17 protein-coding genes and 1 tRNA gene are annotated in these 14,386 nt (G+C 68.6%); 13 read left to right on the top strand and 5 right to left on the bottom strand.

Annotation, left to right across the window (positions count from 1 at the left end; genetic code table 11):
• Positions 1 to 85: 85 nt before the first annotated feature.
• The 3 genes from ACWF7A_RS34345 (at position 86) to pabB (ending at position 3,511) form a co-directional block, all read left to right on the top strand.
• A complete protein-coding gene (locus ACWF7A_RS34345) occupies positions 86 to 583 on the top strand; it encodes a SigE family RNA polymerase sigma factor (RefSeq protein WP_452254663.1) in 498 nt (165 codons plus the stop codon).
• Positions 580 to 1,431 (top strand): hypothetical protein, encoded by an 852-nt coding sequence (locus ACWF7A_RS34350; protein ID WP_452254664.1) that lies wholly within the window; start codon positions 580 to 582, stop codon positions 1,429 to 1,431. Before ACWF7A_RS34345 ends, ACWF7A_RS34350 begins: the two co-directional genes overlap by 4 nt.
• Before the next feature lie 94 nt (positions 1,432 to 1,525).
• Positions 1,526 to 3,511 carry an aminodeoxychorismate synthase component I gene (gene pabB / locus ACWF7A_RS34355; protein ID WP_452254665.1) on the top strand — a complete coding sequence of 662 codons (1,986 nt, stop codon included), beginning with the start codon at positions 1,526 to 1,528 and terminating at the stop codon, positions 3,509 to 3,511.
• Between the two features lie 99 nt (positions 3,512 to 3,610).
• On the opposite strand, the gene ACWF7A_RS34360 is transcribed toward pabB, so the two are convergent.
• Positions 3,611 to 3,952 (bottom strand): histone-like nucleoid-structuring protein Lsr2, encoded by a 342-nt coding sequence (locus ACWF7A_RS34360; protein WP_030476951.1) that lies wholly within the window; start codon positions 3,950 to 3,952, stop codon positions 3,611 to 3,613.
• Between the two features lie 324 nt (positions 3,953 to 4,276).
• Between ACWF7A_RS34360 and ACWF7A_RS34365 the strand changes: the two genes are divergently transcribed.
• The 8 genes from ACWF7A_RS34365 (at position 4,277) to ACWF7A_RS34400 (ending at position 9,281) form a co-directional block, all read left to right on the top strand.
• Positions 4,277 to 4,558, top strand: a complete 282-nt coding sequence (locus ACWF7A_RS34365) for a metal-sensitive transcriptional regulator (RefSeq protein WP_045314461.1) — start codon at positions 4,277 to 4,279, stop codon at positions 4,556 to 4,558.
• 48 nt (positions 4,559 to 4,606) lie between these two features.
• Positions 4,607 to 4,680 (top strand) — tRNA-Leu (locus tag ACWF7A_RS34370).
• Between the two features lie 551 nt (positions 4,681 to 5,231).
• The gene (locus ACWF7A_RS34375; protein ID WP_452254666.1) at positions 5,232 to 6,113 is read left to right on the top strand and encodes a cellulose binding domain-containing protein; all 882 of its coding nucleotides are present in this window, start codon (positions 5,232 to 5,234) and stop codon (positions 6,111 to 6,113) included.
• 75 nt (positions 6,114 to 6,188) lie between these two features.
• A complete protein-coding gene (locus tag ACWF7A_RS34380) occupies positions 6,189 to 6,956 on the top strand; it encodes a hypothetical protein (protein ID WP_452254667.1) in 768 nt (255 codons plus the stop codon).
• The gene (locus ACWF7A_RS34385; RefSeq protein WP_452254668.1) at positions 6,953 to 7,195 is read left to right on the top strand and encodes a hypothetical protein; all 243 of its coding nucleotides are present in this window, start codon (positions 6,953 to 6,955) and stop codon (positions 7,193 to 7,195) included. Before ACWF7A_RS34380 ends, ACWF7A_RS34385 begins: the two co-directional genes overlap by 4 nt.
• Entirely contained in the window at positions 7,192 to 8,022 is an 831-nt protein-coding gene (locus tag ACWF7A_RS34390) for an SMP-30/gluconolactonase/LRE family protein (protein ID WP_452254669.1), read from the top strand. The genes ACWF7A_RS34385 and ACWF7A_RS34390 overlap by 4 nt, the downstream gene beginning before the upstream one ends.
• 57 nt (positions 8,023 to 8,079) lie before the next feature.
• Entirely contained in the window at positions 8,080 to 8,694 is a 615-nt protein-coding gene (locus tag ACWF7A_RS34395; protein WP_452254670.1) for a ClpP family protease, read from the top strand.
• Positions 8,691 to 9,281, top strand: coding sequence for a ClpP family protease (locus ACWF7A_RS34400; protein WP_452254671.1), 591 nt, complete (start codon positions 8,691 to 8,693; stop codon positions 9,279 to 9,281). Before ACWF7A_RS34395 ends, ACWF7A_RS34400 begins: the two co-directional genes overlap by 4 nt.
• A gap of 160 nt (positions 9,282 to 9,441) precedes the next feature.
• Here the strand turns inward: ACWF7A_RS34400 and ACWF7A_RS34405 are convergent, their stop codons facing one another.
• Complete coding sequence (locus ACWF7A_RS34405; RefSeq protein ID WP_452254672.1) at positions 9,442 to 9,789, bottom strand: helix-turn-helix domain-containing protein; 348 nt, start codon at positions 9,787 to 9,789, stop codon at positions 9,442 to 9,444.
• A gap of 186 nt (positions 9,790 to 9,975) precedes the next feature.
• Here ACWF7A_RS34405 and ACWF7A_RS34410 point away from each other — a divergent pair, with 186 nt between their 5' ends.
• Positions 9,976 to 10,767, top strand: coding sequence for an SDR family NAD(P)-dependent oxidoreductase (locus ACWF7A_RS34410; RefSeq protein WP_452254673.1), 792 nt, complete (start codon positions 9,976 to 9,978; stop codon positions 10,765 to 10,767).
• Between the two features lie 10 nt (positions 10,768 to 10,777).
• A complete protein-coding gene (locus ACWF7A_RS34415; protein ID WP_452254674.1) occupies positions 10,778 to 11,368 on the top strand; it encodes a TetR/AcrR family transcriptional regulator in 591 nt (196 codons plus the stop codon).
• Here the strand turns inward: ACWF7A_RS34415 and ACWF7A_RS34420 are convergent.
• From ACWF7A_RS34420 to ACWF7A_RS34430, 3 genes are read right to left on the bottom strand one after another with little or no spacing between them, the layout of a single operon-like run.
• A complete protein-coding gene (locus ACWF7A_RS34420) occupies positions 11,365 to 12,861 on the bottom strand; it encodes a tripartite tricarboxylate transporter permease (protein ID WP_452254675.1) in 1,497 nt (498 codons plus the stop codon). The genes ACWF7A_RS34415 and ACWF7A_RS34420 overlap by 4 nt on opposite strands.
• Positions 12,854 to 13,345, bottom strand: a complete 492-nt coding sequence (locus tag ACWF7A_RS34425; RefSeq protein ID WP_452254676.1) for a tripartite tricarboxylate transporter TctB family protein — start codon at positions 13,343 to 13,345, stop codon at positions 12,854 to 12,856. Before ACWF7A_RS34425 ends, ACWF7A_RS34420 begins: the two co-directional genes overlap by 8 nt.
• Positions 13,342 to 14,316 carry a Bug family tripartite tricarboxylate transporter substrate binding protein gene (locus ACWF7A_RS34430; protein ID WP_452254677.1) on the bottom strand — a complete coding sequence of 325 codons (975 nt, stop codon included), beginning with the start codon at positions 14,314 to 14,316 and terminating at the stop codon, positions 13,342 to 13,344. Before ACWF7A_RS34430 ends, ACWF7A_RS34425 begins: the two co-directional genes overlap by 4 nt.
• Positions 14,317 to 14,386: the final 70 nt, after the last annotated feature.

The following is a 14,386-nucleotide window of genomic DNA, read 5'->3' on the forward strand; positions in this document are numbered from 1 at the left end:
ATCAGTATGCGTTTCGAGACCGCGTGCAACCCGCCAGGCCCCAGGTGGCGTGACTAACCCGGCACCGCAGATTGGGGGGAACCTGATGAGTGATCGGGACGCCGCGTTCCAGGAGTACTTCGCGGCCCGTTCCGACGTCATGCGCGGCACGGCGTACCTGCTGTGCGGCGACTGGCATCGCGCGGAGGACCTCGTGCAGCAGGCCTTCACCAAGCTCTACCTGGCTTGGAGACGGATCGAGCGGCACGAGGCGCTGGACGCCTACACCAGGCAGATCCTGGTGCGGACGTTCCTGTCCGAGCGACGGCGCGGGTGGTTCCGGTTCGAGTCGGCGACCGACGACGTGGCGGACTCGGCCGCTCCGCCCGGCGTCCACCCCGAGGAACGGATGGTGCTGCTGGAGGCGCTGGCGAAGGTGCCTCCGAAGCAACGTGCGTGCCTCGTCCTGCGGTACTGGGAGGACATGTCCGTCGAGCAGACGGCCGTCGTCCTCAAGTGTTCGGAAGGAACCGTGAAGAGCCAGGCCGCGCGGGGGCTGCAGACGCTGCGCGGCCTGCTCTCGGAGCAGGAGAGGGTTCGATGAACGAAGAGGACCTCAAGCGGGCTTTCCAGGACGTGGTGGTGGCGAGCAGCCCGCCGCCCGCGATGGACCCCGGGATCGCGCTCGACAGGGCGCACAGGGCGCAGTCCAAGCGGCGGGCGTCCATCACGGGTGCCGTGGTGGCGGTGCTGGTGGTCGGTGTCGGCCTCGGGTCGGCGTTCGCGCTGAACCCGCAGGGCACGAAGGACTACATCATGGGCGCGGGGCCGAGCAGCAGCTCGAACGCCGGCGTGCCCGGCAGCCAGTGGGGCGAGCAGTGGCCGGTCGGGCAGACCGACCGGACGGCCACCAGCGGTCCGCAGGCCGATCGCGGAACGCAGCTGCTGGAGCTGGCCAGGGCGTCCGTGCCGGCCGGGTACGACGCGCCCGACCTGAAGTACACGGATCCGACCATGTACGGCGGCATGCTCCGCGCCCAGGCCCAGATCTCGTCCGACAAGGGCGACACACCCGAGATCTGGGAGTACACGGCGTACGTGCCGGTGAGGAAGGGTGACAAGGTCGGCAAGCTGACGGTGCACGTGTCGACGCCGAACCCGCGGGACGCGGCCGACCCGTGTGCGCTGGCCAGGCAGTTCCAGGGCATGCGGGACGCCAGCTGCAAGACCTTCGACGTCGCCGGGAAGCAGATCGGGGTCGCCTCTCCCGCGAGCCCCGATCGCGGTACCGGCACCTGGGCGTCGTACCGGGCGGCCAACGGCTGGACGGTCACGGTCATGCAGGAGGGCGAGTACCCGTACAGCGGCTACCCGGCGCTGGACGCGCAGCCGTTCCTGTCGCCGCAGCTGGCGGAGCTCGCGTCCGACCCGAAGTTCCTGCTCGGCAGCTGAGTCAGCGGGTGGGTCACCGAGGGCGGTCACGATTCGTGACCGCCCTCTCTCGCTGCTCTTTTCGGGTGTTTTGCCAGGTAGAGTGCCGTCCGCAATGCGGACTCTGCTCATCGACAACTACGACTCGTTCACGTTCAACCTCTTCCAGCACCTCGCCGAGGTGAACGGTTCCGAGCCCGTGGTCGTCCACAACGACGACCCGCGCTTCCGGCTGTCCTCGCTGCGGTCGTTCGACCACGTCGTGATCTCGCCCGGACCCGGCCGGCCCGGCAACCCGGCGGACTTCGGCATCTGCCGCGCGGTGATCGACCACGCCGAGATCCCGTTGCTCGGTGTGTGCCTGGGGCATCAGGGGTTGTGCCAGTCGTACGGGGCGGTGGTGGGTCCCGCACCCGTGCCGCGCCACGGGATCGTCTCCCCGGTCACGCACACGGGCGTGGACGTGTTCGCGGGGCTGCCCTCGCCGTTCGACGTCGTGCGCTATCACTCGTTGGCCGTCACGGAGCTGCCTTCTTCTTTGGAGGCGATCGCGTGGAGTGATGACGGCGTGTTGATGGGTGTGCGCGCTCTCGACAGACCCGCGTGGGGTGTGCAGTTCCACCCCGAGTCGATCTGCACCGAGTTCGGCCGCGAGATGCTCGCGAACTTCGCCGCGCTGACCCCGACGAGGACGGCCGCGGTACCCGAACCCGTGGTGGTTCGCCCCATGGCTCAGAAGCGTCCTGTGCACGTCCGGAAGCTCGCCGTGGAGGTGCACGCGGAAGAAGCGTTCGCGGCGCTCCACGGGTCCTCTGAGGCCGCGTTCTGGCTGGACAGCGGGACCGGCGGGCGGTTCTCGTTCATGGGGGACGCCTCGGGGCCGCTCGCGCGCGTCGCCCAGTACTCCGTGCAGGACCAGGTGCTCACCCTCGACGGAGTACCGCGGCACTGTCCTTCTTTCTTCTCCTGGCTGGACGACGATCTCGCGTCGTGGGCCGTCGAGCAGCCCGACGTGCCGTTCGAATTCGCCCTCGGATGGATCGGATACCTCGGTTACGAGCTGAAGGCGGAGTGCGGTGGCGACTTCGCACACCGCGCGGAACAGCCGGACGCGTCGTTCGTCTTCGCGGACCGTGCCGTGGTCATCGATCACGCCGATGATTGCGTCTATTTGCTGTCGCTGTCCGATGACGGCTGGTTCGACGAGGTTTCCGGGGTTCTGGCCGGGGTGACGCCATTGGCCGAACCCGCCCGCCCGATCGTGTCCGCCGTGACGTTGCGACATCCGCGCGCGCACTACCTGAAGCTGATCAGCGCGTGCCAGGAAGCGATCACCGCGGGGGAGACGTACGAGGCGTGCCTGACGAACATGATGTCGTGGCGCGCCTCGCTCGACCCGTGGGACACATATCGGCTGCTTCGTGCCGCAAATCCCGTTCCGTTCGGCGCGTTGCTGCGATTCGGTGACCTGTCCGTGCTCAGTACGTCACCCGAACGATTTATGAAGGTGGATCGAGATGGCGTCGTCGAGTCATCGCCGATCAAGGGGACGCGGCCGAGGGGCGTTGATGCGGCGCACGACGAGATGTTGCGCACAACGTTGGCGCGATCGGTCAAGGACCGCGCGGAGAACCTGATGATCGTGGACCTCGTCCGCAACGATCTCGGCACGTGCGCGGAAGTGGGTTCGGTCGAGGTGACGCGGTTGTTCGACGTCGAGACCTACGCGACCGTACACCAATTGGTGAGCACCGTGCGGGCACGACTTCGACCGGACAGTTCTGCTGTCCGATGTGTTCGAGCCGCGTTTCCCGGAGGATCGATGACCGGTGCGCCGAAGATCCGGACCATGCAGATCCTTGATGGGCTGGAAGCCGGTCCACGTGGGGTGTACTCGGGAGCGCTGGGTTACTTCTCGCTCAACGGAGCAGCCGACTTCAGCATCGTCATCCGAACGCTGGTCCGCAACGGCGACCAGGTGAGTTTCGGTGTCGGCGGAGCGGTGATCTCGCTGTCCGACCCGGACGAGGAATTCGAGGAGACAGCGGTCAAGGCCACTGCGGTGTCACGCCTGTTCGGAGCACAGTTTCCGGGCCGTTGATCCCGCGTTCCGGGGATAGTGTGAACGAACCGGGATGAGGGGTTAACACGTCGGCCGGCGAACCGGCCGACGTGTGGAAACCTCGGGTGTCCGCGCAGGTCAGGAGGCGTGGGCTTCCTGGAACTGCACGACCAGGTTCTGCGGAATACGACCGCGGTCCGAGATCTGGTGCCCCTGCGCGCGAGCCCAGTCACGAATGCGCTGCGCCTCAGCCTTGTCGGTGGCCTTGACCGTGGACTTGCCGGTGCCCTTGCGCTGCTTGCGGCCACCCGCACGACGAGCCTTGCCGACGAAGTCCGCCAGCGACTCGCGAAGCCGCTCCGCATTTCCCTTCGACAGGTCGATGGCGTACTCGACACCGTCAAGTGCGAAGGTCACGGTCTCGTCGGCTTCTCCGCCGTCGAGGTCGTCGATGAGTTGGACGACGGTCTGCTGTGCCACTGTTCCTCCGTTGGGTACTCACATAGCACGCGGATCCTCGACGTAACCACGTGCTTCGACAACACCGTAGTACACACGAGGAAAAACGGCGAACCTTTCGCCGCTAAAATGTGACCGCAACCGCCCGGTCGGGGCATTTACCCGGTAAACCACACGGGTGTTATGGGTCCAAAATGTGCAGCTAGTCGTCTCACTTCGACCCGTTGCTGGGCTTGCCGGACGCTTCCCCATTCCCGCCGACGGAGCAGCGTCGCACATAACGCACCCCCATCCGGTGCAGGTATCCTCGACATACCCGCCAGGGGTAGGGAAGGTCAGGAGCCGATGCACGGGTACACCGCGGACAAGGACGCATACCTCAAGCGACTGCGCCGCATCGAGGGACAGATCCGCGGCCTCCAGCGCATGGTCGAGAACGACGAATACTGCATCGACGTCCTCACCCAGATCTCCGCCGCCACGAAGGCGCTGCAGGCCGTGTCCCTGGGGTTGCTCGACGAGCACCTCAAGCATTGTGTCGCCCAGGCGGCCGCGGAAGGCGGACCGGTGGCCGAGGCCAAGCTGGCAGAGGCGTCCGCGGCCATCGGCAGGCTGGTCAAGTCGTAGGGGCCCGAGAAACCCGTTGGGCTGATCCGCTACAGTTCACCCTGCTACGCCCCCGTAGCCCAATCGGCAGAGGCAGCGGACTCAAAATCCGTCCAGTGTGCGTTCGAGTCGCACCGGGGGCACGGACTTCGGGCGAGGTATGTCTGCGGAAAGCGCGGACCGTACCTCGCCCGTGGTGTTTTCTGGGGGCCGAGCCCCCAGACCCCCAGCCGGTGGCTGCGCCCCCGGACCCCCGCTTCGGGTCATCGCTTCGCTCGACCCATTCCAAAGTGGAATCGGGCTAATGCTGTTGTGCGGGTGAGTGGTGAGGTGTAGGGCTGCCTCCGTATTGATGTTCGTGTGTTGCCGGGTGTATTTGGGATCTTGGTGCGGTTCCGGTCGCCTGCTGTTGTGTCTTGTCGGTGCGCTGGACGCGCCGGGTCGAGGCGGTCGCGCGCGTTGTCGGCTGGAACTCGGACGGTGTGTTGTCCGCCGGGCAGTCCTTTGTCGGTGGTGTTGACGAGTTGAGGACGTTTCAGGGGGTCCGGCGGTAAGAGCCGAAGCGCCGTTCTCCTCCGCGGTTGATCAAGGCCGAACGGCGGATGTGAGCGGCGCTCGGGGCCGTTACGGTCGTGCAGGTTGCATGATCGTGTGCGGGAGTCCCCTGGTGTTGCGGAAGTCCTTCGTTTTTCTCGTGGTTCTTCTGGCGTGCGCGTGCACGGTCGAGGGCCCCTCGCGTCCCGTCTCCGCTCCGGCGCAGGTGCGTCAGCCGACGTTGGTCAACGACTCGCGCGGGGACGTGCCGGCCGTTGTTCGTTCGGTGATCGACGGGCGCACTGTCGAGCTCGACACCGGTGAGCGCGTCCAGGTCTCGTTGCTGGCTCAGCCCGCGGACTGCTGGGCCGCCGGCGCGCGCACGTTCGCCGAGAAACGGTTGCTGGCCAAGAGTGTCCGGGTCAGTGCGCTCACGCCCGGCGAGGTGAACCTCCTGCTGGAGGACGGCACCGACTACGCGTTGCTGGCCGTGCGCGAGGGTGTGCTGAGGGCCCAGGCGGCGGCCGGGTCGCTCGCCGAGGCCGAACTCGGTGCGGCGAAGGAGGATCGTGGGCTGTGGGGTGCGCCGTGCAACGGCATGGACGCTCCGCCGGTGACCACCACCACGACCATCGCGACCACCACCACCGTGCAACGGGCCGAGGTGCCGACGAGCACCGCTCCGCCTGTCGTCACGACCACGACCACGACGCCGCCGGCACCGACCTGTGCGGTCGGGTACCGGCTCGACGGGCAGTGGCAGGGCGGGTTCCAGGCGAAGATCACCATTCGCAACACCGGTACCGCCGCGGTCAACGGGTGGGCGCTGCGGTGGTCGTTCGCCGACGGGCAGTCCGTGCGGCAGGTGTGGAACGCCTCCGTGTCGCAGCGCGGCTCGGCTGTCACCGTGACCAGCGCCGAGCACACCCGGTCGATCGCGCCGCGCGCTGAGGTGGAGATCGGGTTCCTCGGGACGTTCCGCGACCGGAACACCGCGCCGTCCTCGTTCACCCTCAACGGGACGGCCTGCACGACGAGCTGACTGTTGGTCCTGACGGCGACCCGTGGCAAGATAAATTAGTAATTAACTACTGATTGATCATGTCGGGGATGAGCCGTGCAGGTCACGAGGGTTGTGCCGCTGTGCGCCGAGGTCGACCGCGACCTCGGCGGTCGCTGGACGTCGTTGCGCACGGCTGACCGCGAGTGGCTGTGGCACCGGGCCGATCCGGCGCGTGCCGGGGTGACGCCGGGCTCGCCGTTCGTCGACGCGGGCGGTCTGGAGGAGTGCGTCCCGACCGTTCGTGGACTGCCCGACCACGGCGACGCCTGGAGCAGGCCGTGGCACCGGACCGGTGTGGACTGTCCTGACTTCGCGCTGACCCGCGTGCTGGGGTCGCGCGGTGGCGCGGTCGTCGCCGACTACGAGCTCGTCGCCGAGCCCGGCTACCGCTTCGTGTGGGCCGCGCACGCCCTGCTCGACGTCGGCCAGCCCGCCCGGCTGGACGCTCCTGCCGGCACTCCCGTGCTGGTCACCGATCCGGTCCCGGTGCTGCGCGAGTGGCCCGCCGGCCTCGACTCGCTCGGGCCCGACGACGGCACGGCGACCGGTGCGGTGCTCGAACGAGGCCAGATCCGCGTGATCGACGGAGACCACCAGCTCGACCTGCGCGTCGAGTGCGCGGGCCAGCCCGTCTCGATCGCCTTGTGGCGCAACCTGAACGGCTGGCCGGACGGCGAGCCGTATCGCAGCATCGGCGTCGAGCCCATGATCGGCCGCACCTTCGACCGTCACGACGGCACCCGTCCGGTCGGGGTCGTGCCCGCGTCGGGATCTGTGCGCTGGCGCCTGACGATCACCGCTCACGTGGAGGCAACGGAATGACCGACGCACTCACCCCGGACGCGACGACGGGCCTGATCCTCCTCAAGTCGCGCACCACCGACATCACGCGTGTTCTCCACTACCGCAGCGGATCTGCGGGATCGTGTCTGTCTGCAGAGGACGTACGTCGCTCCTTCGGCGCCACCGTGAGAACGCCGGACGGGACCTGGTCCGCCGAGGCCCGGCTCCTGCGCGGCAACGACCTGCTGGACCTGCACCCAGGGAGCACCGTCCGATGACGCTGACGCAGTGGAACTTCGAGCAGCTCGAGCTCGGCGAAGGCGCTCGCTGGTTCGGCGGCAGGCTGGTCGTCGTCGACCTCCTGGCGGGCCGGGTGCTGGAGACCCCCGGCGACGTTCCCGCGCCGTTCAAGGAGATCGCCGCCCTGCCGGTGCCGGTGGGCGCGGTGGCTCCCGTGCGAGGCAGCGACCGGCTCGTGGCCGCGTCCGGCACCGGCGCGGGCCTGCTGGACGACCCGCAGCAGCAGACGTTCGCGGGTGAGGGCATGCGCGTCAACGACGCGGTGGCGGATCCCGCCGGCCGATTCTGGGTCACGACGACGGCCTACGACACCGAACCCGGCGCCGGTGCCCTGCACCGCCTCGGATCCGCGGCTCCCGTCCTCAAAGGACTGACGATCCCGAACGGTCCGGCGTTCTCCCAGGACGGTTCGCTCCTGTACCTCGCGGACAGCGCGCGAGGCGTCGTCCACCGGTTCGACGTGGACCCGGACGGGGAACTGGGCAGCCGCCGCGTCTTCCTGCACACCCCGCACCACACGCCGGACGGCATGACCACCGACGTCGCGGGCAACGTCTGGATCGCGTTCTGGGGAGCGTCGGTCGTGCGCCGCTACCGCCCGGACGGCCGCCTCGACCGCGAGGTCACGCTGCCCGCCCGTCAGCCCACGAGCGTCTGTCTCGGCGGCCCGGACCTGGGCCGGTTGTTCGTCACCACCGCGAAGTACGGCCTGCGCCGTCCCTTGCTGCACGACGGCGCGTTGTTCGCGATCGACGTCGACGTGCCGGGCTTCCCCGCGAACGAGTTCGTGCCTGCTGTGAGCTGATCTGCCCAGAGCAGAGAAAGCAGCGGACCTCCTGCGCCCCAAGGCATCGTCGGTGCCATGACGAACAGCGAGAAGCTCTTCAGCCCAGGGCTGCGAGAACGGTTCTTCGGTCAGCGGGTGCTGATTCTCGACGGCCCGCTCGACGACGACAACGGTACGGTGCTGGCGACGCAGCTGTTGTCGCTCGCCAGTGAGGACCCGCGGCAGGACATCGCCCTGTGGATCAACTCGCCGGGCGGCTCGGTGCCCTCGATGCTGGCCATCCGCGACGTGATGCGGCTCGTTCCTTGTGACGTGGCGACGCTCGCGCTCGGACTCGCCTGCAGCGCCGGACAGTTCCTGCTGTCGGCGGGGACACCGGGCAAGCGGTTCGCGTTGCCGCACGCGCGGATCCTGATGCACCAGGGGAGTGCGGGCATCGGCGGCAGCGCCGTCGAGGTCGAGGTGCAGGCGGACGACCTGCGTCACACCCGGGACACGGTGCTCGGGCTGATCGCGCAGGACACCGGGCAGCCGTTCGACCGGATCTTCACCGACTCGCTGCACGACAGGTGGTTCACCACCGAGCAGGCCCGCGAGTACGGGTTCATCGACCACGTCGTCAGCGACCTCGCGCAGGTCGTCCCCGTCCGCACGCACAAGCTCGGACTGCACTCGGGAGCCGTCGCATGAGCAGCTACACCATTCCCAACGTCATCACGCGGGACGCGCGCGGCGAGCGGATCATGGACGTCTACTCGCACCTGCTGTCCGAGCGGATCGTCTACCTGGGCACGGGGATCGACTCCGGCGTCGCCAACGCGTTGATCGCGCAGCTCTTCCACCTCGAGGCCGACAACCCGGACCTGGAGATCAACCTCTACATCAACTGCGAGGGCGGCGACCCGTCCGCGATGCTCGCGCTCTACGACACCATGCGCTACATCAGGGCACCCGTCGCCACGACGTGTGTCGGGCAGGCGGTGGCGGCGGGCGCGGTGCTGCTGGCCGCGGGCGCGGAGGGACGCCGGTCCGTGCTCCCGCACTCCCGCGTCGTGCTGCACCAGCCCGCGGCGCAGGGGCGGGGCACGATCCCGGACCTCATCCTCGCGGCGGACGAGGTGGTGCGGGTGCGCACGCAGCTGGAGGCGATCCTGGCCCGCCACACCGGCCGGACCGTGGCCGAACTGCGCCACGACACCGACCGGGACCGCGTGTTCGACGCGACGGGCGCCGTCGAGTACGGACTCGTCGACCAGGTGCTGGACCAGCGCGCCTAGGCGCTGTCCTGCAAGTTCGTTCGGTGAAAGGCGCGGGCGAGAGACCCGGAGGCGGTGCCGCCGCGATGACCTCGTACCGGACGTATTCGGGCGTTGCGGCGGTGCCGCCTCCGGGTCCCTCGGCCGCTACTGTCGCCCAACGAGACTTGCAGGACAGCGCCTAAGCGGCGAAGGCCATGGCCACGGGACCGGAGGGCCGCCCGGTCGGGCGTGAGGTGTGGAAGTGGCTGACCTGCTGGACGCGGAGGTGGCGGACCTGGCCCGCGACCCCGATCAGCAGGTCGGCCAGGTCGATGCCCAGCGCACCGGCGACCGCCGCGATCATCTCGCTCGACGGCTCCTTGCGGCCGCGTTCGATCTCGGACAGGTACTGCACCGAGATGCCCGCCCGGTCGGCCACGTCGACCAGCCGGTCGCCGCGCTCCTCCCGCGTCTCGCGCAGCTTGCGACCCAGGGCTTCCCGCCACAGGGGCTCCGGGTTCCGTGTGAAGTCCAGGATCTCCGCCATGTGGTCATGGTGACAGCACCGCGACCACCTCAAAGGGCCGTTCTGCTAGGAGCAGAAAGGCGGCCCCGAATGTGACCGAAAGGCCGCTGAGCAGGTCGTTCCCCGCAAGGAGACCAACAAGGGGATGTCGCCAAGGCAGATGAAGACAGGTTGGCAGTCGCTGCCAGACTGGCGTACGGTGTCGTCATGGGAGTCGACTTCGGAAAGCAGACGGTGCTGGTCACCGGGGCGAGCTCGGGCATCGGCGCGGAGTTCGCGCGCCGGCTGGCGGCACGCGGATCGAGCCTCGTGCTGGTCGCGCGCCGCAAGGACAGGCTGGAGGAGCTGGCCGCGGAGCTGCGGTCCGCGCACGGCGTGACGGTCCACGTCGTGGCCGCCGACCTGGCGCAGCCGGGCATCGGCGAGAGACTGGCGGCCGAGGTCGCGGGGTTCGGTGTCACCAGCCTCGTGAACAACGCCGGGTTCGGGAACTTCAGGGCGTTCCACGAGGAGGACCCCGAACGCTTGCGGCAGGAGGTCGCGGTCGACGTCAACGCCGTGGTCGAGATCAGCCGGGCGTTCATCGAGTCGTTGCGCGCCAACGGTCACGGCTTCCTCGTGAACGTGGCGAGCATGGCCGCGTACCAGGCGACGCCGTGGTCGTCGGTCTACGGCGCGACGAAGGCGTTCGTGGTGAGCTTCACCGAGGGGCTGTGGGTCGAGTCGCGCGGCACGGGCCTGCGCGTCATGGTGCTGTCACCGGGCGCGACGCGCACCGAGTTCTTCGAGGTCTCCGGCAGTGAGGAGATGACGGGAGGGCTGCGGATGCAGACCGCGGGTGAGGTCGTCGCGAACGCGATGCGCGCGCTGGACAGGAAGGTCACGCCCGTCGGGGTCATCTCGGGCCGGATGAACCGGGTGCTGGCGTTCGCCGGACGGCACCTGGCCTCCCGCGCGATGGGCGCGAGGATGATCGGCCGGATGGTGCGACAGAGCTAGAGTGGGGTTCATGGAGAAGCCGTCGACGCTGTGGGACCGGTCGCGTCAGGCCGTGGTCGCGGAGATCGTCGAGACGGCGCTGACGTTGTTCGCGGAGCAGGGTTACGAGGCGACCACGATGGCCCAGGTCGCCGCACGGGCCGGGGTGTCGCAGCGCTCGCTGTTCCGCTACTTCGGCACCAAGGAGGACCTGGTCTGCGGCGAGCAGGAGGCGCTGGGCGACCTGCTCGTCGCCACGGTCGAGGCGCAGGCTCCCGAGATGTCCACTTGGGACGCTCTGCGGGCCGGGTTCACCACGATCCTCACGGCCTCGGACCACACGCCGCAGCGGGTGCTGGAGATCTCCACGCTGATCTTCACGAACCCGTCGCTGCGCTCCCGGTACTTCGAGAAGCGGCTGAGGTGGCAGCGGGCGCTCGTGCCCGCGATCGAGAAGCGGATGGGCATCGAGCCCGGTGAGATCCCGGACGCCCGTGCGATGGGCGTCATCGCCACGGTGTTCGCGTGCGTCGACACCGCGTCGGAGCTGTGGGTCCGTCACGGCGGCAAGGCCGATGCGTTCGAACTGTACGAACAGGCGCTTGCCGCCGTGCGGGCCTAGACCGTCACTTCGGACTTCTTGCGGCGCAACCGAAGCGTCAGCGCCACCACCAGGATCACGACCAGGATCGTGTAGGCGGCGGCCGCGAACGGGCTCGTCACCAACGCGCTGAGGTCACCCTCGCTGATCTGCAGCGTCCGCCGGACCTGTTCCTCCGCCATCGGCCCGAGGATCAGGCCGACGACCAGCGGCGCGACCGGATAACCGTGGCGCCGCATGAAGAACCCGATGACGCCGATGATCAGCAACACGATCAGGTCGTCCACGACGAAGTTCACCGCGTAGGTGCCCAGCGCCGCGAACAGCAGGATGCCCGCGTAGAGGTACGGCCGCGGGATCTGCAGGACCTTCACCCAGATCTTCACCAGCGGCAGGTTCAGCACGAGCAGCATCACGTTGCCGATGTAGAGCGACGCGATCAGCGCCCACACCATCGGGCCGTTGTTGGTGAACAGCAACGGGCCTGGCTGGATGCCGTAGCTCTGGAACGCCGCCACGATCACCGCCGCGGTCGCCGTGGTGGGCAGGCCGAGGGTCAGCAACGGCACCAGAACGCCCGCCGCGGCGGCGTTGTTGGCCGCCTCCGGTCCCGCCACGCCCTCGATGGCGCCCTTGCCGAACTCCTCGGGACGCTTCGAGAGCTTCTTCTCCGCCGCGTACGACAGGAACGTCGACACGTCCGCGCCACCGGCCGGCACAGTGCCGATCGGGAAGCCGATGAACGTGCCGCGCAGCCACGGCTTCCACGAGCGCTTCCAGAACTCGCCCGTCATCCACTTGCCGCCCACGGGAATGACCTCGATCGGCCCGTGCCGCAGCCGCGACGCCACGTACAGCGCCTCACCTACCGCGAACACGCCGACCGCCACCACGACCACGTCGATGCCGTCGGCCATGGTCGTGATGCCGAGCGTGAAGCGCTGCTGACCGGTCAGCGTGTCGGTGCCGACGAGCCCGATGAACAGGCCGAGCCCCAACGACGCCAGCCCGCGCACGGGGGAGGACCCGAGCAACGCGGCCACCGTGGTGAACGCCACCACCATCAACGCCACGTAGTCGGCGGGACCGAGCTTGACCGCGACGTCCGCGATGGCCGGCGCCAGCAGCGTGAGCAGCACGGTGGCGATCGTGCCCGCCACGAACGAGCCGATGGCGGCGGTCGCGAGCGCGGCGGCACCGCGTCCGGCCTTCGCCATCTTGTTGCCCTCTAGGGCAGTGACGATGGACGCTGACTCACCCGGTGTGTTCAACAGGATCGACGTCGTCGAACCGCCGTACATGCCGCCGTAGTAGATGCCCGCGAAGATGATCAGCGCCGCGGTCGGTTCCAGCGTGTACGTCAGCGGCAGCAGCAACGCCACCGTCATCGCCGGCCCGATGCCCGGCAGCACGCCGACGGCCGTGCCGAGCGTGACGCCCAGCAGCGCGTACAGCAGGAACTCGGGCTGCGCGGCGGTCGCGAAACCCTCCAGCAGCATGGTGATGCTATCCATCGAGGAACGGCACCCCTTCGAAGATCCCGGCGGGCAGCGACAGGCCCAGGCCGTACGCGAACACCACCTGCACGACCAGCGCCAGCACCACCGCGATCGGCAGTGCCTTCCACCAGGTCGCGCCCAACGTCCAGGCCGCGCCGAAGAACAGCAGCGCCGCCGCCACCGGCCAGCCGATCACGTCGATCAGCACCAGGTGCGCGACCAGGACGGCCACCAGCTTGGCCACGGTGAGCCAGTCGGTGCGGACGCTCTCGTCGACGTCCTCGGCCTCCTCGGCCTGGCCGAGCTTTCCCCGGGCGGTCGCGATGATGGCCGCGATGCCCGTCACGACGAGCAGAATCCCCACGGCGTAAGGGAACGCGCGTGGTCCTACGACGTTGTCGTCGCGCGCGGCGATCGTGGTCGCGTCGACCAGGGTGAAGACCCCGACCGCCGCGACCAGACCGCCGAACACGTACTCCTCGGCTTTTGCAGCAATCACTTGACGAGCCCGATGTCCTGCAGTGCGGGCTTCACGCGACCGATCTCCTTGGCCATGAACGTGGAGAACTCGGCGCCGGTGAGGAACGTGTCCGTCCAGCCCTTCTTGGACAGCTCGTCCTTCCACTGCTGGCTCGCGTGCATGTCGGTGACGAGCTTGGTCAGCCTGGTCTTGGCCTCGGCCGAGATCGACGCGGGCGCCACGACACCACGCCAGTTGATCAGCTCGACGCCCAGCTCCTTGAACGTCGGCACGTTCAGGTCGGGCACCGGGTTCGGGCCGGACGTGCCCAGCGCGCGCAGCTTGCCCGCCTTGATCTGCTCCTTGTACTCGCCGACGCCGGAGATGCCCGCGTCGACCTTCTTGCCGAGCAGTGCGGCCAGCGACTCACCGCCACCGGAGTACGGCACGTAGTTCAGCTTGGCCGGCTCGATGTTCTTCGACTTGAGCAGCATCCCGGCGAGGATGTGGTCGGTGCCGCCGGCCGAACCGCCGGTGATCGACACGCCCTTGCCCTTCTCGGTGACCGCGGCGAGCAGGTCGTCGATCGTCTTGTGCGGCGAGTCGGCCGGCACGACGACGACCTCGTCCTCGGCGGTCAGCCGCGCGATCGGCGTGGTCTCCTCCAGGCGGGCCGACGACGCGTTGGTCTCCACCGCGCCCACCATGACCAGGCCGGTGATCATCAGGAACGACTCGGAGCGCTCGTTGAGGAGCTTCTGCAGGCCGACCGTGCCACCGGCGCCGCCGACGTTGCTGACCTGCACCGAGTTCGCGAGCTTCGCACCGCTCACCGCCGCCTGCATCGACCGCGCCGTCTGGTCCCAGCCGCCACCGGGGTCGGCGGGCGCCATGATCTCCAGCTTCGCGATGGAGTCACCGCCGCTCGCACTCTTCGCCCCCTGACCGCATCCGGCGAGCACCAGTCCAGCAGCGGCGACCGCCACTGCTCGTCTCCAGGCCGTACCCATCGAGGACTCCTCGCTTCGTCGCGAACGTTGGGCGGGGACGCTAGGTAACGGCTGTGTGCACACGTAAGGG

The sequence above is a fragment of the Lentzea sp. NPDC055074 genome (genome assembly GCF_053608005.1).

Coding starts and splice junctions, on each gene's coding strand:
- ACWF7A_RS34410 (WP_452254673.1), top strand. CDS start 9,976: ATGGGAGTCGACTTCGGAAAGCAGACGGTGCTGGTCACCGGGGCGAGC.
- ACWF7A_RS34385 (WP_452254668.1), top strand. CDS start 6,953: ATGACCGACGCACTCACCCCGGACGCGACGACGGGCCTGATCCTCCTC.
- ACWF7A_RS34400 (WP_452254671.1), top strand. CDS start 8,691: ATGAGCAGCTACACCATTCCCAACGTCATCACGCGGGACGCGCGCGGC.
- pabB (WP_452254665.1), top strand. CDS start 1,526: ATGCGGACTCTGCTCATCGACAACTACGACTCGTTCACGTTCAACCTC.
- ACWF7A_RS34345 (WP_452254663.1), top strand. CDS start 86: ATGAGTGATCGGGACGCCGCGTTCCAGGAGTACTTCGCGGCCCGTTCC.
- ACWF7A_RS34415 (WP_452254674.1), top strand. CDS start 10,778: ATGGAGAAGCCGTCGACGCTGTGGGACCGGTCGCGTCAGGCCGTGGTC.
- ACWF7A_RS34365 (WP_045314461.1), top strand. CDS start 4,277: ATGCACGGGTACACCGCGGACAAGGACGCATACCTCAAGCGACTGCGC.
- ACWF7A_RS34390 (WP_452254669.1), top strand. CDS start 7,192: ATGACGCTGACGCAGTGGAACTTCGAGCAGCTCGAGCTCGGCGAAGGC.
- ACWF7A_RS34430 (WP_452254677.1), bottom strand. CDS start 14,316: ATGGGTACGGCCTGGAGACGAGCAGTGGCGGTCGCCGCTGCTGGACTG.
- ACWF7A_RS34405 (WP_452254672.1), bottom strand. CDS start 9,789: ATGGCGGAGATCCTGGACTTCACACGGAACCCGGAGCCCCTGTGGCGG.
- ACWF7A_RS34350 (WP_452254664.1), top strand. CDS start 580: ATGAACGAAGAGGACCTCAAGCGGGCTTTCCAGGACGTGGTGGTGGCG.
- ACWF7A_RS34395 (WP_452254670.1), top strand. CDS start 8,080: ATGACGAACAGCGAGAAGCTCTTCAGCCCAGGGCTGCGAGAACGGTTC.
- ACWF7A_RS34420 (WP_452254675.1), bottom strand. CDS start 12,861: ATGGATAGCATCACCATGCTGCTGGAGGGTTTCGCGACCGCCGCGCAG.